General features: G+C 54.9%; 17 protein-coding genes and 1 pseudogene. 3 read left to right on the top strand and 15 right to left on the bottom strand.

Features of this window, described 5'->3' with window-relative positions; genetic code table 11:
• Positions 1-2,830: 2,830 nt before the first annotated feature.
• From G3T16_RS23310 to G3T16_RS20705, 14 genes and pseudogenes are all read right to left on the bottom strand, one after another.
• Positions 2,831-3,043, bottom strand: coding sequence for a phage/plasmid replication domain-containing protein (locus tag G3T16_RS23310; RefSeq protein WP_163496882.1), 213 nt, complete (start codon positions 3,041-3,043; stop codon positions 2,831-2,833).
• Between the two features lie 169 nt (positions 3,044-3,212).
• Entirely contained in the window at positions 3,213-3,404 is a 192-nt protein-coding gene (locus tag G3T16_RS23305; protein WP_408610762.1) for a phage/plasmid replication domain-containing protein, read from the bottom strand.
• Positions 3,405-3,492: 88 nt separating this feature from the next.
• Positions 3,493-3,825 (bottom strand): phage/plasmid replication protein, II/X family, encoded by a 333-nt coding sequence (locus tag G3T16_RS23300; RefSeq protein WP_197911788.1) that lies wholly within the window; start codon positions 3,823-3,825, stop codon positions 3,493-3,495.
• Positions 3,826-5,419: 1,594 nt separating this feature from the next.
• Positions 5,420-5,716 carry a zonular occludens toxin domain-containing protein gene (locus G3T16_RS23295; protein ID WP_408610761.1) on the bottom strand — a complete coding sequence of 99 codons (297 nt, stop codon included), beginning with the start codon at positions 5,714-5,716 and terminating at the stop codon, positions 5,420-5,422.
• 192 nt (positions 5,717-5,908) lie between these two features.
• Positions 5,909-6,766: a hypothetical protein gene (locus tag G3T16_RS20740; RefSeq protein WP_163493300.1), complete on the bottom strand. Its 858-nt coding sequence runs from the start codon at positions 6,764-6,766 to the stop codon at positions 5,909-5,911.
• Positions 6,763-7,149 carry a hypothetical protein gene (locus G3T16_RS20735; RefSeq protein ID WP_163496879.1) on the bottom strand — a complete coding sequence of 129 codons (387 nt, stop codon included), beginning with the start codon at positions 7,147-7,149 and terminating at the stop codon, positions 6,763-6,765. The genes G3T16_RS20740 and G3T16_RS20735 overlap by 4 nt, the downstream gene beginning before the upstream one ends.
• A 741-nt stretch (positions 7,150-7,890) precedes the next feature.
• A complete protein-coding gene (locus G3T16_RS21420) occupies positions 7,891-8,037 on the bottom strand; it encodes a hypothetical protein (RefSeq protein WP_163493301.1) in 147 nt (48 codons plus the stop codon).
• A 686-nt stretch (positions 8,038-8,723) separates the two neighbouring features.
• Complete coding sequence (locus G3T16_RS23290; protein ID WP_408610760.1) at positions 8,724-8,912, bottom strand: phage/plasmid replication domain-containing protein; 189 nt, start codon at positions 8,910-8,912, stop codon at positions 8,724-8,726.
• A 123-nt stretch (positions 8,913-9,035) separates the two neighbouring features.
• Positions 9,036-9,716: a phage/plasmid replication protein, II/X family gene (locus G3T16_RS20725; protein ID WP_269473253.1), complete on the bottom strand. Its 681-nt coding sequence runs from the start codon at positions 9,714-9,716 to the stop codon at positions 9,036-9,038.
• 626 nt (positions 9,717-10,342) lie between these two features.
• Positions 10,343-10,540, bottom strand: coding sequence for a hypothetical protein (locus G3T16_RS20720; RefSeq protein ID WP_163493304.1), 198 nt, complete (start codon positions 10,538-10,540; stop codon positions 10,343-10,345).
• Positions 10,541-11,316: 776 nt separating this feature from the next.
• Positions 11,317-11,634 (bottom strand): leukotriene A4 hydrolase C-terminal domain-containing protein, encoded by a 318-nt coding sequence (locus G3T16_RS22270; protein ID WP_232059413.1) that lies wholly within the window; start codon positions 11,632-11,634, stop codon positions 11,317-11,319.
• Between the two features lie 273 nt (positions 11,635-11,907).
• Positions 11,908-13,271: pseudogene (locus G3T16_RS20715) on the bottom strand (M1 family aminopeptidase/hydrolase); the annotation flags it as partial.
• Positions 13,272-13,458: 187 nt separating this feature from the next.
• Positions 13,459-14,004 (bottom strand): FlgO family outer membrane protein, encoded by a 546-nt coding sequence (locus G3T16_RS20710; protein ID WP_197911787.1) that lies wholly within the window; start codon positions 14,002-14,004, stop codon positions 13,459-13,461.
• A gap of 22 nt (positions 14,005-14,026) precedes the next feature.
• The gene (locus G3T16_RS20705) at positions 14,027-14,692 is read right to left on the bottom strand and encodes a hypothetical protein (protein WP_163496875.1); all 666 of its coding nucleotides are present in this window, start codon (positions 14,690-14,692) and stop codon (positions 14,027-14,029) included.
• A 590-nt stretch (positions 14,693-15,282) separates the two neighbouring features.
• On the opposite strand from G3T16_RS20705, the gene glgC reads away from it, so the two are divergent.
• Complete coding sequence (gene glgC / locus G3T16_RS20700; protein WP_163496874.1) at positions 15,283-16,551, top strand: glucose-1-phosphate adenylyltransferase; 1,269 nt, start codon at positions 15,283-15,285, stop codon at positions 16,549-16,551.
• 112 nt (positions 16,552-16,663) lie between these two features.
• Positions 16,664-17,581 (top strand): 30S ribosomal protein S6--L-glutamate ligase, encoded by a 918-nt coding sequence (gene rimK, locus G3T16_RS20695; RefSeq protein WP_163496873.1) that lies wholly within the window; start codon positions 16,664-16,666, stop codon positions 17,579-17,581.
• Here the strand turns inward: rimK and G3T16_RS20690 are convergent.
• Complete coding sequence (locus tag G3T16_RS20690) at positions 17,578-18,222, bottom strand: trimeric intracellular cation channel family protein (protein WP_163496872.1); 645 nt, start codon at positions 18,220-18,222, stop codon at positions 17,578-17,580. The two genes, rimK and G3T16_RS20690, sit on opposite strands and share 4 nt — an antisense overlap.
• An 83-nt stretch (positions 18,223-18,305) precedes the next feature.
• Here G3T16_RS20690 and G3T16_RS20685 point away from each other — a divergent pair, with 83 nt between their 5' ends.
• On the top strand, positions 18,306-18,539 hold the full coding sequence (locus tag G3T16_RS20685; RefSeq protein ID WP_163496871.1) for a hypothetical protein: 234 nt from the start codon (positions 18,306-18,308) through the stop codon (positions 18,537-18,539).

Genomic DNA, 18,539 nt, shown 5'->3' with positions numbered 1-18,539 from the left:
GCCAGCGGGACGGCAAACGCGAGCGGTAACGATATTGCGGGGATGGGTCCATGTAAGCTGAAGAGATACTCATGCCGTCGAACCAATGGCGGACTCGCTGCGGTGCCCTGGTCGGTGCATGCCCTGCTGCTGCATCGGCTGCTGAGTGGACGCCATGTCGTCATAGAACCGTAGAAGCTGCCAGGGCGGACATGCCTTATAAACGATATAGAGGCAAACCGATAGGAAAGGGAATCCAACCCGGAGCCACTTGGATTTTAAAATGTTGATCCGGTCATCAGTGCGGGATTCATCGCCGTGATTCGCTGACTCACTCAGGGTCTGAGATTTTAGTATTTGTAAATGTCAGCTTTGTATTTGCCGGGAATCTGGCGCACTCGTTGCTTGACAGGTGGCTTGTTGCCGGTCCAGCGCCTTCATACACATCGACGCGGAAACTCTTGCTCGCGCCGATGATATCCATTTTGTAGTGCGATACGTAGAGGCAACAAGGGAACGGGGATAACCGCGAGCTGTGACAAATCCTGAGTCACTATGACAACTTCAGTACTGCGACCGTCTTCCCGAGACCATATGCCGATGTTCAGCAAGGAACGACTTGTGCTGTTCAGCATTGCGTTAGCGCGAGTCCCCGGGGCCAGAGTCGCACGCTTCATCGATCACGATAGTAGCCGGGAGTGAAGGTTTCCTGAAACCAGTTTTGATTTTCCTCGATCTCGGAAATTTTGAATTGCTTCAGGAGCCCGCCAAACTCGCTATCCATTAGATCGGGATCCCATCGGGATGTTGGTCCACAGATATTGCCAGCGGCAGCGCGGGCAGAATGACATGCTCAACTACGGAATAAGATTTGCCAGAGCTGGGAGGCCGCTGTAAGCAGTAATGCCATTATCCAAAACGGGAATACGACGAATGATGAAGCGCAGCGTCCAAGCGTGACCATGATGGCAGCACCCGCTTGCAGCTCAAACGCGCTTGCAAACCAGAGAACGCCACTCGGCAGGTTCATGCTGCGACATTTCCATCCAGTCTGGGACCGGGATATAGGAAGCACAGTGATAAGGATATCGAGCAGCCACTGTAGAAATTCAGCGCCCCATCCTTGAGAGTTTCCTTTGCACCATCCAGTGGCAGGCGATATCTGTATATTTACAATCCATATCAGGCACTCATACGTGACGTATACCAATGATGGGAAAAGACCAGCATAATTGCAGACAACGGACCTCGATTTCATCGAAACGATGCAGTGCATATGATAACGTGAGTCTGGCGAACGCCGAAAAGCTGGGTGTCGGGCAATTGCCTGAGCCTGAAAATACCGAGCTAACGCCGCTCACAGCAGCAACCAACGGCATGGGAAAGGCTGTCATAATAACAGTCGCAACAGAGTCTAGATCAGTAGGCGCAGCATCATCGTAAGTTGTACTGCCGCCAATGCAATCCTGATAATCCGACGCTGTAGGATCGCACTCCCTGCCCCGCGTCGGTCGTTTCTTCTGTAGTAGTCGTGATGACAGTTGTTGTCGTTGTTGTCGTATTCCCGCTGCCATCGGTCGTTGTTGTCTGCGATGTCTCGGTCGTCGTCGTTCCGTTTGCTGCACCGGTGGCGGCTGTGTCGAAGGCTGTCCACCGGGCGGATTTACGATTTCTTCTACCGCTTCCGGCGTCGGTGTAACGACTGGATCGCTTGCAGGAGTGACACAATATCCTATCGGGTCAGTCACCTGTGGTGGGATACACTCGGGCGGGTCCATTGGTAATTATATCGCATCCAATAACCGGCATTGGCACACCACCATGCGCGCAAAGATCATAAACGTCAGTCGTTTCACACTGGGGCATTGTTGGATTTAAGCGGCATGCCTCGATTAAATTGGTATTTTCAAAATCCTCAGCGGAGCAAGGATAAGGCAAGCCATCATCACACGATGATCGAGTCCGAAAATCCTCATACGGTATATCGATCATGTTATTAACAATCGCCAGTTTGAACACCGCAAAATGAGTTTATGCAATCGTCGGTGGCGGATCGGCACTAATATTTCAGGTTGCCGCCACCACGCCGCCACTAGAAACCGCCGCCCTGATGAGTCACGCGGTAGGATTCCCAGACTGTCAGTCTGCCCTCAGACTGCCGTTTCTTCTATATTGCACGTTTCACACGTTTCATTATCAGAACCAACCGCCCAAACATGCAGCCCAAACGGAAGCATGATGAAGAAGCCGGACCCCACACACGTCGCAATTAGAACGGGGTCTAACTGCGAGATGTCAAATGGTGCGACGTGCTGTGCCGTCTGCCACCCTGTACTGCAAAAAGCCACACCCTCGTCGGTAGTGATATCGCCGGAACAAATGAGGTGAGCGACATAATGAGTTCCTGTTCCAAAAGTAGGCAAAGGCAGATAATCGATATCCGTCACTTTGAGAAAAGGAGGTTCAGGAAATGACTTTAAGAAATGCGGCATTAACGCTTCATAAAAGCATTGCGCACACTGCGAGCCCTGCTAGAGCAACAGGGGCATGGCTCATCGATAAGCACTAAAGGCATTACTTGACCCTGGAGCTTGACAGGCACCGGGCAACCATCGTATGATGAATACTTCAAGTTGCCGTTAAATATTTGGGGCGAATCGCAAGCAAAACGTCTTGACCAGCGAACTCCGAAAAAATCTTATGGTCACCACGCGAAACGCTGTTATTCCAGAGGTGGTAACTATGGCCTCGTTCGGCTCGGAAATTTTAAGGTCACATCAGCAACCTGTTGTCTTTATGGACGCGCAAATCAACGTCGATAATTTTGGCTTGTACCAACATGGATTAACCCCTACTCTCGATTGATAGACCAGACCCTTTGATAGCCCATCCGGAATACCGACTGGTCTGCCGGTGACTTGCGAAAAAGAGGGATGATCTCGCACTCAACCTGTTCATTCGGGAGTGCGATATCGATGCCCAAAGGCAGCAACTCGGAACGGTGCCGATAAAATGTTGGTTTGCTCATCATCGGGCGTACATCAACGCCCTCCTTCCAGAGCAAATAGCTGTCGCGGATCGAGCCGAAAGCAGCTTGATTTCTTCACTAGTATGTAAGCTTGTGCAGCCATTTCAATCCTCCCGAAATAATCAAAGTAGAGGCATCCAACACCTTCGGGTAAAGTGTTTTCCCTCGGTTTTTTCCAACTCGATCAGCTCTTTTGATCGCAGCGTTAATTCAGCCCGCAGCAATGTTTCCGCGAACTCTTTAATAGGGTTTTTTCCAACTCAGCAGGCAGCTTGTGTTTTTCACCCGCTTCCAATTCTTCCGCTTTGCAATAAAATTTCAGGGTGTGACGACGCGATTGCTTACCGTGATACACCGTCCCGCCAGAGTCTGCGCCCTCCCCATCCGCGACCGGGATTTAATTGCCAGACTCGATAACACCGCTTTCACTTCGTTCCGACTGGCAAAGAAAATGACCGAGTGATATCAATCCGCTTGACGGAAAATTACCCTTGAAGCTTGGGCCACCGTAAATCAGATGAAATACCAACGGTGTCGAGGATCTTGCGAACAACGCCCGCCGCCAGATCGCAGACCAGCTCGCAGCCAAAGACGTTGTGCCCCTGTAAAAATTTGGCGGGGTTGCCGGAAATATAAAGTTCAGTTCTTCCCTCCCCGTCTCCGCCCTGGCTCCGGACCACATTTTCGCTCGTAAGTACCGGTGGCCTGCATCCGCTTCGGCACGTCATATTCAAGTTCTCCGCTGGCAAAATGACATGACCCGTCCGGCTGGTATGGGTCGTGGAGGCAAGGGATAACAAGTCAAGCCAATCAATCATTTCTGAGAATCTCAGAATTTATTAATAGGCTGAATTATTAGAATATAAATTCTTAGTTGTCAAGTTTCTTAGATTCAAAGACGTAAATAGAAGATCAGTAACGCCGGAGAATCAGGAAATGCCGACAAAACACATCGATGAGAGGGTTGGAGGGAGGTGGAAAAAAGACCGTAGAGGCAGTGACTAAAACCCGCTCGGATTCAAGGACACGGAAATACTTAAGTTATTGATTTTAAAAGGATTAAAGACAGTAACTGAGGATGAAATCAGAGAATTCAAGCGCACGGGGAAGGTGATGGAGTCTCAGAAATGAGACAAAAGGCCAGTATTACTACCTCTGGCCTTCAAACCGCACTGCCGCCCGCATGGCAACAAAGCGTTAGCACTCCCTTCCCCTGAATTGGATCCAGAGGGATGAAAGCGGGCTGAACAGGTCAGGAGGGTGGGTTGTCGCCAGGGCTCGACGGATACCTCGGAAATGTTGCCATCGCCAAGCGTATGGGCGCGTGAGAGCGTTTCGGCATCCAGGTAGACATTGACCCGCTTTCCGCCTCAAGCTCCCTAGGCGGTGTGGAGGGCGTTTAGGATCAATTGGCGCTGTCATTGATCGTTCCCTCAGCAGATACACTATGCGATCTGCTAATTCATGCCGCTCTTCACGCTTGGCATACCATCATCGCCCTCACAGCTCTGCCAGCAGAGTCCAACAATGTCCACTGTGCCAAGAGTGACTGCATGTAACGTGTGACGGTGATGCTATTTCAGGCTTTATCGCTTGCATTTTTACTCTCCCGTTTGTCTATAATTAGTATTATACACACATAACAGATAGAGACAATAGTTATGTGTGTATTAAACTATATCGATTGGGAATAAGCGAAGGAAATATGCGCATAATCCGGACTATGGATAAATAGCGAGCCGGGGAGGAAAACCATTTTCCCGGCTCGCTAATGACCATAATCCGAGCCGGAAATTATGCGCACATTCAATATCTGTTTTTTTCGCTACGCTCAAAAAATCAGATATCGAAAATGCTATCTCGTTTGCCGGTGTCGGGACCAGGACACATTACCAAGCGAGAGTCACCGTGGCCGACCAGCCGGACGAGACAGGCATCAATAGCTCGATGCTGTACCCGAGCCGGTACAGCTCATTGGTGCCCATCGTGACGCTGCCAGCGGGACCGGCAAACGCGAGCCGGTAAACGATATTGCGGGATGGTGCCCATGTTGAAGCTGATAGAGATACTCATGCCGTCGAACCAATGGCGGACTCGCTGCGTGCCCTGGTCGGTGCATCGCCCTGCTGCTGCATCGGCTGCTGAGTGGACGCCATGTCGTCACTAGAACCGTAGAAGCTGCCCAGGGCGGACATGCCCTTATAAACGATATAGAGGCAAAACACGATCAGGAAAGGGAATCCAACCCGGAGCCACTTGGATTTTAAAATGTTGATCCGGTCATCAGTGCGGGATTCATCGCCGTGATTCGCTGACTCACTCAGGGTCTGAGATTTATAGTATTTGTAAATGTCAGCTTTGTATTGCCGGGAATCTGGCGCACTCGTTGCTTGACAGGTGGCTTGTTGCCGGTCACAGCGCCTTCATACACATCGACGCGGAAACTCTTGCTCGCGCCGATGATATCCATTTTTGTAGTGCGATACGTAGAGCAACAAGGGAACGGGGATAACTCGCGAGCTGTGACAAATCCTGAGTCACTATGACAACTTCAGTACTGCGACCGTCTTCCGAGACCATATGCCGATGTTCAGCAAGGAACGACTTGTGCTGTTCCAGCATTGCGTTAGCGCGAGTCCCCGCGGGCCAGAGTCGCCACGCTTCATCGATCACGATAGTAGCCCCGGAGTGAAGGTTTCCTGAAACCAGTTTTGATTTTCCTCGATCTCGGAAATTTTGAATTGCTTCAGGAGCCCGCCAAACTCGCTATCCATTAGATCGGGATCCATCGGGATGTTGGTCCACACGATATTGCCAGCGCGCAGCGCGGGCAGAATGACATGCTCAACTACGGAATAAGATTGCCAGAGCCTGGGAGGCCGCTGTAAGCAGTAATCGCCATTATCCAACAACGGGAATACGACGAATGATGAAGCGCAGCGTCCAAGCGCTGACCATGATGGCAGCACCCGCTTGCAGCTCAAACGCGCTTGCAAACCAGAGAACGCCACTCGGCAGGTTCATGCTGCCGACATTTTCCATCCAGTCTGGGACCGGGATATAGGACAGCACAGTGATAAGGATATCGAGCAGCCACTGTAGAAATTCAGCGCCCCATCCCTTGAGAGTTTCCTTTGCACCATCCCAGTGGCAGGCGATATCTGTATATTTACAATCCATATCAGCACTCACTACGTGACGTATACCAATGATGGCGAAAAAGACCAGCATAATTGCAGACAACGGACCCTCGATTTCATCGAAAACGATGCAGTGCATATCGATAACGTGAGTCTGGCCGAACGCCGAAAAGCTGGGTGTCGGGCAATTGCCTGAGCCTGAAAATACCGAGCTAACGCCGCTCACAGCAGCAACCAACGGCACTGCGGAAAGGCTGTCATAATAACCAGTCGCAACAGAGTCTAGATCAGTAGGCGCAGCATCATCGTAAGTTGTACTGCCGCCAATGCAATCCTGATAATCCGACGCTGTAGGATCGCACTCCCCTGCCCCGCCGTCGGTCGTTTCTTCTGTAGTAGTCGTGATGACAGTTGTTGTCGTTGTTGTCGTATTCCCGCTGCCATCGGTCGTTGTTGTCTGCGATGTCTCGGTCGTCGTCGTCTCCGTTTGCTGCACCGGTGGCGGCTGTGTCGAAGGCTGTCCACCGGGCGGATTTACGATTTCTTCTACCGCTTCCGGCGTCGGTGTAACGACTGGATCGCTTGCAGGAGTGACACAATATCCATCGGGGTCAGTCACCTGTGGTGGGATACACTCGGCGGGTCCATTGGTAAATTATAATCGCATCCAATAACCGGCATTGGCACACCACCATGCGCGCAAAGATCATAAACGTCAGTCGTTTCACACTGGGGCATTGTTGGATTTAAGCGGCATGCCTCGATTAAATTGGTATTTTCAAAATCCTCAGCGGAGCAAGGATAAGGCAAGCCATCATCACAACGATGATCGAGTCCCGACAAATCCTCATACGGTATATCGATCATGTTATTACAATCGCCAGTTTGAACACCGGCCAAAAATGAGTTTATGCAATCGCTCGGTGGCGCGATCGGCACTAATATTTCAGGTTCGCCGCCACCACCGCCGCCACTAGAACCACCGCCGCCCTGATGAGTCACGCCGGTAGGATTCCCCAGACTGTCAGTCTGCCCCTCAGACGTGCCGTATTCTTCTATATTGCACGTTTCACACGTTTCATTATCAGAACCATCAACCTTAATTGCACCTGTATTTTCCGGCAGATGGTGCTGCGATGCACCGGGTCACACACATGAGGGTCGCCATCAGTGATACACGCGAAACTGTCAAATCCCTCTAACGCGGGATCATCGAGCAGATCATCGCCAGGCAGGTGTCGCCATAGCCCACGTATCCGCCGGTGTGAAATACGTTTGCGGAGCACGGAACTTGACAATGTAAATCGAGCGATCCGGGCTGGCAACTGGGCAAAGGAGGCGGTTCTTCGCACATGTGGTAGTAGTATTCTCAACGGTTCCTTCGGGCATCCACCGGCTTGTGATGCCACGTAATACCAATTGTAACTAGGAGCGCATCGCACATAGCTAGGAGGTCCTGAGTCATAATCGACGGCGCTTTGGCCCTTAGCACTGCATGATGCCGAACCGGCTGCATTTAAAGTCGTATAATAATTGTCATCATGAATCCAAACAGTAGCTAAAGCAGTAGACGGCAAAAATAGCGCAATGAAAAAAAACGCAACAAATTTGATTGACGAATTCATACCTGGGGCGGCAACCACATGATGGCACCGAGCATGCCGCAAAAAAAGAAGGTCCAGTAATAGAGGTCCAGCATTGTGATGTGCCTGTAAAAAAAGCCCCCGTGAGGGGCGGTATTGCTCAGCCGCGAATGGCTGAGATGAGTTTGCTACCGCCAACGATGGCGACCTTGACCAGTACAACGGCGGCGAATACTGCACCAATACCCGTTACAACTGAGGCAAAATCGACCGCCGAAGTGATAGCTGTAACGGCTGCTGCGTCCATAGCTCTATCCTCTGATGGCCCTTAATAATGCCCGACCGCCCAAACATGCAGCCCAAAGCGGAAGCATGATGAAGAAGCCGGACCCCACACACGTCGCAATTAGAACGGGGTCTAACTGCGAGATGTCAAATGGTGCGACGTGCTGTGCCGTCTGCCACCCTGTACTGCAAAAAGCCACACCCTCGTCGGTAGTGATATCGCCGGAACAAATGAGGGTGAGCGACATTAATGAAGTTCCTGTTCAAAAGTAGGCAAAGGCAATAATCGATATCCGTCACTTTGAGAAAAGGAGGTTCAGGAAATGACTTTAAGAAATGCGGCATTAACGCTTCATAAAAGCATTGCGCACACTGCGAGCCCCTGCTAGAGCAACAGGGGCATGGCTCATCGATAAGCACTAAAGGCACTTACTTGACCCCTGGAGCCTTGACAGGCACCGGGCGAACCATCGTATTGATGGAATACTTCAAGTTGCCGTTAAATATTTCGGGGCGAATCGCAAGCAAAACGTCTTGACCAGCGAACTCCGAAAAAATCTTATGGTCACCACGCGAAACGCTGTTATTCCAGAGCGTGGTAACTATGGCCTCGTTCGGCTCGGAAAATTTTAAGGTCACATCAGCAACCTGTTTGTCTTTATGGACGCGCAAATCAACGTCGATAATTTGGCTTGTACCAACATGGGATTAACCCCCTACTCTCGATTGATAGACCAGACCCTGTTGATAGGCCCAATCCGGAATACCGACTGGTCTGCCGGTGACTTTGCGAAAAAGAGGGATGATCTCGCACTCAACCTGTTCATTCGGGAGTGCGATATCGATGCCCAAAGGCAGCAACTCGGAACGGTGCCGATAAAATGTTGGTTTGCTCATCATCGGCGTACATCAACGCCCTCCTTCCAGAGCAAATAGCTGTCGCGGATCGAGCGCGAAAGCAGCTTGATTTCTTCACTAGGTATGTAAGCTTGTGCAGCCATTTCAATCCTCCCGAAATAATCAAAGTAGAGGCATCCAACACCTTCGGGTAAAGTGTTTTCCCTCGGTTTTTTCCAACTCGATCAGCTCTTTTGATCGCAGCGTTAATTCAGCCCGCAGCAATGTTTCCGCGAACTCTTTAATAGGGGTTTTTTCCAACTCAGCAGGCAGCTTGTGTTTTTCACCCGCTTCCAATTCTTCCGCTTTGCAATAAAATTTCAGGGTGTGACGACGCGATTGCTTACCGTGATACACCGTCCCGCCAGAGGTCTGCGCCCTCCCCATCCGCGACCGGGATTTAATTGCCAGACTCGATAACACCGCTTTCACTTCGTTCCGACTGGCAAAGGAAAATGACCGAGTGATATCAATCCGCTTGACGGAAAAATTACCCTTGAGAGCTTGGGCCACCGTTAAATCAGATGAAATACCAACGGTGTCGAGGATCTTGCGAACAACGCCCGCCGCCAGATCGCAGACCAGCTCGCAGCCAAAGACGTTGTGCCCCTGTAAAAATTTGGCGGGGTTGCCGGAAATATAAAGTTCAGTTGCTCTTCCCTCCCCGTCTCCGCCCTGGCTCCGGACCCACATTTTCGACTCGTAAGTACCGGTGGCCTGCATCCGCTTCGGCACGTCATATTCAAGTTCTCCGCTGGGCAAAATGGACATGACCCGTCCGGCTGGTATGGGTCGTGGAGGCAAGGGATAACGAAGTCAAGCCAATCAATCATTTCTGAGAATCTCAGAATTTATTAATAGGCTGAATTATTAGAATATAAATTCTTAGTTGTCAAGTTTCTTAGATTCAAAGACGTAAAATAGAAGATCAGTAACGCCGGAGAATCAGGAAATGCCGACAAAACACATCGATGAGAGGGTCTGGAGGGAGGTGGAAAAAAGACCGTAGAGGCAGTGACTAAAACCCAGCTCGGATTCAAGGACACGGAAATACTTAAGTTATTGATTTTAAAAGGATTAAAGACAGTAACTGAGGATGAAATCAGAGAATTCAAGCGCACGGGGAAGGTGATGGAGTCTCAGAAATGAGACAAAAGGCCAGTATTACTTACCTCTGGCCTTCAAACCGCACTGCCGCCCGCATGGCAACAAAGCGTTAGCACTCCCTTCCCCCTGAATTGGATCCAGAGGGATGAAAAGCGGGCTGAACAGGTCAGGAGGGGTGGGTTGTCGCCAGGGCTCGACGGATACCCTCGGAAATGTTGCCATCGCCAAGCGTATGGGCGCGTGAGAGCGTTTCGGCATCCAGGTAGACATTGACCCGCTTTCCGCCCTCAAGCTCCCTAGGGCGGTGTGGAGGGCGTTTAGGATCAATTGGCGCTGTCATTGATCGTCTCCCTCAGCAGATACACTATGCGATCTGCTAATTCATGCCGCTCTTCACGCTTGGCATACCACTCATCGCCCCTCACAGCTCTGCCAGCAGAGTCCAACAATGTCCACTGTGCCAAGAGTGACTGCATGTAACGTGTGACGGTGATGCTATTTTCAGGCTTTATCGCTTGCATTTTTACTCTCCCGTTTGTCTATAATTAGTATTATACACACATAACAGATAGAGACAATAGTTATGTGTGTATTAAACTATATCGATTGGGAATAAGCGAAGGAAATATGCGCATAATCCGGACTATGGATAAATAGCGAGCCGGGGAGGAAAACCATTTTCCCGGCTCGCTAATGACCATAATCCGAGCCGGAAATTATGCGCACTTATGGATTCTTTAAGAATGACGTCATCTACCGGTAATTCCAGGCTCTGAGCCGTCTCCCGGGCCTTCCGAAGCTCTTCCAGTGATGACAAATTGTCAGCGTAGCTCTGTAGCTCTGGCATGACGCATCGGAGCTGCGTACGGTATACAGGGGCAATACCAAGCTTCGGGTGTCCAGAAGTACAGATGTTGCAAATTGCAGCCCTGATTCACTCATGGCTGCGTTTACTTGAATTACGAGTTGCAGGTATTGGAAATAACTCCATGGGATGCCTGGGAGTGACTTAGAGGGATATATATGAGTTCACCAGAGCTGCGTCCCGCCCCAATATTTCGAGTAATTTACTTTAAATTCAATTGCTTATTTTTGTTATCTCGAAAACACATAATATGTGTCTGGACGGCCAATTCATCATGGCCAATGCGTTTCCCAAGATCCAGCAGCGCCAACATCTGTTCACACCGAGAGCCGATAATATCAGCGCACGAAGTAGGAGGCCGGGCGGGCACCCCTGAACAGGTATTCACCTGAAACACCTCAGGCCGGCAGGTACTGCCGACCTGCCCTCCCCTTACTCTGCCCCATCCCCGTAGATAACCCCGCTGTTCACCTTCACCGTGAGCGGGTGATATCCGGCCCTGGCTTGCTCGAAGATGCGCTCGGCCAGTTCGCCCTGGCCGGTTTCCACCAGGGTGCGGTACAGCGGACGCAGGAACTTGTTGCGGCCGATGCTGGTGAGGAAATTCTCCAGGCGTTCGTAGGCTGGCTGGTACTGGTTGCGCACGGCGATCATCAACCAGCTGAAGGCAACCTCGTTGTTGCCTGATTCGGTCAGGCCGAAGGCCTGGTCCAGCTCCGTCAATTGGGCTTCATCGAGCTCTTCCGGCATCCCGTCCAGGAAATATTTCCACTGGTGGAAGGTCCAGCTGCCGGTATCGATATCGCTGGCGGCGACCTCCCCGTCCAGCCACTGCTGGCGGATCGGGTCTATTTTGCTGAAGGCACTGGATTGCGGCTGCGGCGCACCCTCGGGAAGGCCGGGTTGGTAGATCCACTCATTGATACGCGCGGCGTCCAGTTTTTCGGGATACTGTTGCAGCAGGGTTTTGTCGAGATAGTCCAGGAAATCTTCCGTGGTGATACTCTGAAACGCGAAATGGTTGAAATACTCCAGCAGGAACTGGTCGAAGGCCTCGCGACCGATTGCCTGCTCAAGTTCGTACAGGAACAGGGCGCCCTTTTGGTAGGGGATCCTGGAGAATACATCGTCGGGATCACGGCCGCGCAGGTCGATCGCCATGATCTCGTCGCGGTCTTCGCGATCCGCCAGGTCCGCCTGCAGATCGTCGTAACCCAGCGCCATTTCCATGCGGTAGCGCTGATCGCCGTAGATATTCTGCATGATGCGGTTGGTGAGATAGGTGGTGAAGCCCTCATTCAGCCACAGGTCCGCCAGCTGGCATTGGTCACCAGGTTGCCGGACCAGGAGTGTGCCAGTTCGTGGGCGATCAGTGCCACCAGGCTCTTGTCGCCGGCAATCACCGTAGGTGTGATAAAGCTCAAGCGCGGGTTTTCCATGCCGCCGAAGGGGAAGCTGGGAGGCAGGATCAGCAGGTCATAGCGATCCCAGCGATAGGGCCCGTAGACCTCCTCGGTGGCCTCCAGCATGGACTCGGTGTCTTCGAACTCCTTTGCCGCATCGTCCAACAAGGCCGACTCGGCGTAGACGCCGGTGCGCTCGCCCATGGATTTGAACTCCAGGTCTCCCACTGCCAGCGCCAGCAGGTAGGACGGGATCGGCTGCGGCATGCTGAATTCGTAGATGCCGTCTCGCTCGGCCTGCGGATCATTGTCCGCGCTCATCACCGCGCGCAATGCTTCCGGCGTGCGGATAGTGGCCTCGTAGGTCATGCGTACTTTGGGTGAATCCTGCAGTGGCACAAAGCTGCGTGCGTGAATCGCCTGGGCCTGGGTGAATAGGAAGGGATGTTCCTTGCCGGCAGTCTGCTCCGGCTCCAGCCATTGTACGCCGGAGGCCCCGGGCGACGTGCGGTAGCGGATGGCCACTGAGGTGGCCTCTTCCGGCAGCTCGATTGTCAGCGGCGTGCCGAGGTGATCGTCCTGTTCGCCCAGAGAGAACGCCACCGGGGCCAGTTGCCGGCCCTGGCCGGCCGTGACGGCCTCGATGGCAAGATCGCGGGTATCGAGCACCAGCGGCGGGTTCTCTGCGGTGAGCCGCTCTATTTTCAACCGGGCCTCACCCTCCAGCACCTGCCGCGAAAAGTCCACCGCGAGGTCGAGGTCCAGGTGTTCGATACGGTAGTCGTCGGTATTGGCGAAGGAGTGGTAGTCGACGCCGGGTTCCGGGGTATCGGCCTCCACCGCAGCCTCGTCGGCCGGCTCTTTGCTCTGGACTTCGGCGGCCGGGCTGAGGCTTTCGCCCTCCCCCCCAGGTCCAGATTCTGTGCAGCCGCCGAGAGCGAGGCTGATGAAAAGCAGGCTGCTACAAAGAAGATGGCGCTGCATGAGATGACTCCGGTAGGTCCTTCATGCAGGGTATAGAAAGTTTCACCGGTTGCCAATATCGACGTCCCGGCTTGCTCCTGGGCTCGCACAGGCGGGACGCGCCGGCCCGGAACAGTAACAGGCCTGGGCACAAAATGCCGTCACGGTTGCCGGCCGGCGCGCCTGAACCGATGGCCAGGAGGCCGTATCACCACGCCGGCGACAGCATTGCGCGAATGTTCTTGTCCATGGGCAACTGCACGTTGCTGGCGCCCAGTACCACGTTGTCACTGCTGCGGACGATGCGAACATTCAGGTAGACCATGGACTCGGCCTGGGCATAGGTGCCGATCAGCACCGCCTGGGCGTCGTGACTGGCGGAAAGTCTGCGGATATCCCGCGACAGTATCAGTTCGCCGGTAGTTTCCCGGATGAACAAACTGTCGCGCATTTTGACTTCCATCACCGTGAGTCCCGCCCTCACCAGGCCAGTCGCAAACATTTCCGCCAGGGTGCGCCCCAGGGTCGAGGATTGCTGCAGATTGTCGATGTCGACAAAGGTCGCGGCGATGATGGGGCCACCCGGCGGCAGCCCGGATGCATTGGCCACCAGGTCTGCCGCGGAAGCATTCATCAGCTTGACGACATCCACTTCCTGGGGCGCGGCGAAGGTCGGTGCCCCACCCTGGCTGGCACAGGCGGAGAGCAGCACACAGGCGATGGCTGCAACGGCGAAGTTTTTTACACGATACATCAGGATTTGAATCATCTTGCTGCTACCACTGGTCCGTCACAGGAATGGATCTGGCAGTCCGGCGTTCGCCGCCATAATGATCATTGTCGCCGCCGTTGATGTAGTAGATATTCGAGGAGGAATAGAGTATTCGGCTGTTCTGGGTGACCTGGGTGGTGACAATCACCTCGGTCTCGGTACGCGCGGTCCAGTTGCCGCTGAAGGCATCTCCCGCGGCGGCGGCCGGAATCAGCGCCAGGGCCGGCTCGGTCCAGTGATTGTAGGGCACGGTGGCGACCGCTATGCCCGCCGCCAACGCGGTCAGCGCTCCCTGGGGCGCGCGTACAAACTGGCGGTCCTTGTGCCGCAGCAGCTGTACCCGGGTGGTAATCCGCGCGGCATTGTCCGGTTCCGTTCGCACAAAACCGCCGCGGCTGACCAACTCACTGGTCAGCAGTGCCTCGAAGCCCTGGGCAAAATCAGCCCCCTCCCCCTGCTGCACGTACAGCGCCTTGCCGGACAGCGTCGGGTCGACCAGCATGTTATGGGCCTCGTGCTCAGCCAGTACCAGCCAGTGATGTGCCGCCTGCATTTTCTGCTGCTCACTGATGCCATAGGTCGCCACCACCGGTGCCTGCGAGGTCATGACAGTAAAGCAGCCACTCAGTAGCAGAGCACTGAGCATGACGGTGAATGTCCTGAGCGGCATCTGCAACGTCCTCAATCCGGTGTGTAACGGCCAGCTGGGCCTCGCCAGACCAGCCCGTCCCTGTTGCCAGTGTATCGGCGGCAGTGCCGTGGACTTTAACCGAACGGTGGGCAGGCCCCGTTTCACCAGGCCCTGCCCTCTCAGTCGGAGTCCTGTTTGACCCAAATCAACACAGCTGTCACATAACTGGGCTACACTGATTACACGGTTGCGATTGCGAGAGTTCGATTTTGCTGCGCCGGGGAGGATACGAGATGCCCGAAACCACGACGAAAACGACACCGCATCCACCCCCGGAGGGTGTACCTCATTCGCTACCCGCTACCGGCACGGCCCGCCGCTGGGCGATCTGGTCGGCCCAGTCCGCTCGGGGCAAACGGCCGTGTTTTGCTACCGACTACCGGTTCACCTGCAGGGAGACCGGTTGTGCCTGGCGGGATGAATGCCGGGGTCTGCGCGCTGAGTGGCATCGCTAGCGGGTCAGGTGTGAAGTCCGCTAACCAAAACTCACAGCCACAGCGTTCAGAGCAAGGCAGGAAAACACAGTACCAGCGGCAGTGCCTGGCGCCGACCCGTTGTACAGGTGCAGCATGAGCTTTCCATACCCCGACCGTTTCGTCAGCGCACTGACCCGTGACAGCCTGGCCCTGATCCTCGCGGGCGGCCGCGGAACCCGCCTCGGTGGACTCACGACCCAGCGGGCCAAACCCGCGGTGCCCTTCGGCGGCAATATGCGCATCATTGATTTCACCCTGTCCAACTGCGTCAATTCCGGCGTACGGCGCATCGGTGTGCTGACCCAGTACAAGGCACATTCCCTGATCCGTCATCTCAGCCAGGGCTGGGGCTTCATGCGCGGGGAACTCGGGGAGTTCGTGGAACTGCTGCCCGCCCAGCAGCGCACCACCGGCTCCTGGTACAACGGCACCGCTGACGCGGTCTACCAGAACATCGACATAATCCGCGCCCACGATCCGCGTTTTGTACTGGTGCTGGGTGGCGACCACATCTACAAAATGGACTACGGCGCCCTGCTCGCCACCCATGTCGAGACGAATGCAGATGTCACGGTAGGCTGTATGGAAGTGCCACTGGAGGAGGCCAGCGCCTTCGGGGTACTGCGGGTAGATGACGAATGGCGTCTCACCGGATTCCAGGAAAAGCCCAGGGACCCACAGCCGATGCCAGGCAACAGGGACTGCGCGCTGGTATCCATGGGCATCTATGTCTTTACCGCAGACTACCTGATTGCACAGCTGGAGAGGGACAGTGGAGATCCGGCGTCTGCCCACGACTTCGGCATCGATATCCTGCCCCGGGCGGTCCAGGAGGACCGCGTATTCGGTTCACCGTTTCGCGATGCCCGCACCGGCAAGAGAGCCTACTGGCGGGATGTGGGCACGCTGGACAGCTATTGGAGCGCCAATCAGGAACTGATCGGCGTGGTGCCGGAACTGGATCTGTTTGATACCCAGTGGCCCATACGCACCTTCCAGGCACAGAGCCCGCCCGCCAAGTTTGTGTTCGACGATGATGGCCGCCGCGGCATGGCAGTGGATTCCATGGTGGCCAATGGCTGCGTGGTCTCCGGCGCTTCAATTCGCCATTCCATCCTGTTTTCCAATGTCCGGGTGGAAGAAGGTGCGCTGGTCGAAGATGCGGTGGTTCTGCCCAGAGTAGTCATAGGTCCCAATTGCCGGGTGCACAGGGCGGTGATTGAAACCGGTTGCGTGCTGGCCCCAGGCACCGTAATCGGTGTCGATCCCGAGCATGACCGGCAGCGCTATGAAGTCTCCCCCGGCGGCGTTGTGCTGGTCACCCCTGAAATGCTCCACCAGAGCCTCGACTACGTGCGCTGAAATTCGGCTGCGGGAATCATCTGGCTACTGCTCTTTAGCAGCGCTGCTGTATAGAAATGCCCGTATAGAGGCTATGATGGGAGGCAGGTAGCAACCCCCGGAAGGAAGGTGTATGAAAATCGGTATTCTGTCCCGCAATCGCAGGCTGTACTCCACCCGCAGACTGATGGAGGCGGCCGACAAACGGGGACACGAGGTACGGGTGATCGATGTCCTCAAGTGCTACATGAACATTACCGCGAATGATCCGACGGTCACCTACCAGCATTCCGAGCACCGGGTGGAAGCGCTGGAATTCGACGCAGTCATTCCACGCATTGGAGCCAGCATCACCTCCTATGGGTGCGCGGTGCTGCGCCAGTTCGAGGTGGGTCATGTCTATTCGCTCAATGAATCCATCGCCATCACCCGCTCCCGCGACAAGCTGCGAGCGCATCAACTGCTGGCCCGCCGCGGGATCGGTCAGCCCGTGACCAGCTATGCCCACTCGGCCCGCGCCACCGACAAACTGATCGAATCCGTGGGCGGCGCACCGCTGATCCTGAAGCTGACCCAGAGCACCCATGGCAACGGGGTGCTGCTGGCGGAGACCAAGAAAGCGGCGGAGGCTCTGATCAACGCCTTTCGTGGTATCGGCTCGGACTTCCTGGTGCAGGAGTTCATCAAGGAGGCCGGAGGCTCGGATATCCGCTGCTTTGTGGTCGGTGACAAGGTCATCGCCGCAATGCAACGCCGGGCAGTCAAGGGCGAGTACCGCTCCAATCTGCATCGCGGTGGTACCGCCGAGGTGATTAAGCTGCATCCCGAGGAACGCCGCCTTGCGGTCAAGGCCGCCCGGGTGATGGGGCTGGATCTGGCCGGCGTGGATCTACTTCGGTCCGCGCATGGCCCGCTTGTGATTGAGGTCAACTCCTCACCGGGTTTGGAAGGCATAGAAACCGCCACCGGCATCGACATCGCCGGCAAGATCATCGACTACGTTGTCAAGGACGCCCTTGCCGGTCCCAACAAACCCACGGGCAAGGGCTAGGGAACATGGGTATTGCGCCGCGGATCCCGGGGCCGGTATTTGGGTAGCCGCAGATCGAACAGGATGGCGCCTGCGCGCAGTGCAAATGCCGCCGCGACTGCCACCGGCAGGGCCACTTCCCGCCCCCAGTCCTGAGCCACGATAGCCACATAGCTGAGCGCACCGAGCGCCGCCGCGGAAACGTAGATGTCCGGTTCGAGCAGCACTGGAGGGCGACCCAGCAGGCTGTCCCGGATCAGCGAGCCAAAGGTGGCGGTCATCATGCCCATGCCAACAGCCACCAGCAGAGGTGCATCCCAGGCCAGTGCTTTCTGGGTGCCCAGGACGCTGAACAGTGCCAGCCCCAGCGCGTCCGCCCACAGCAGCAGCGCCCGCAGGGATTCAAACAGGTGAGCCAGAAACCAGGTGGCGAGGCTCGCGCCGATGCATACCCACAAGTAGGTGGTATTGCCGATCCAGAAGACCTGGTCAGTCTGCAACAGCAGGTCACGTACGGTGCCACCGCCGATACCGGTAATCGTGCCGAACAGCACGAAACCCAGGACATCCAGCCGTTTTTCCGCGGCGGCCAGAGCACCACTGACCGCAAACACGGCGATGCCCAACAAATCAAAGATGTAGACTACAGTGTCGACGGCCATCGGCGCTTCCTCGTTGCCGGCCCGCTCCGGCACCGGCACATGCGTGCTATTATCCGCGGGAACTAAGCTGATTTGGGACGATCATGCACAATCCATGGCAATTGAGCCTGGTGTCATTCATTGCGGTGCTGGTACTGATCGCAGCGCTGGCCTGGCTGACCCAGGCGCCGGAACCCGACCCCTGCGCAGATACCGGCCGCGACGTTGCGGCGGCTGTACTGGCCGATCAAGCCGGGGATCAGGAGGCTCTGGTCAACCGCGCCATCATCCAGCGTGGTGTCTGTGAAGACGATGGGAAGCCAGCCGGCAGACAGTGA

Source organism: Kineobactrum salinum, assembly GCF_010669285.1.
Classification (GTDB): Bacteria; Pseudomonadota; Gammaproteobacteria; order Pseudomonadales; family Halieaceae; genus Kineobactrum; species Kineobactrum salinum.
Note: the sequence above shows the minus strand (reverse complement) of the source record. Positions and strands in the feature narration are given on the sequence as shown.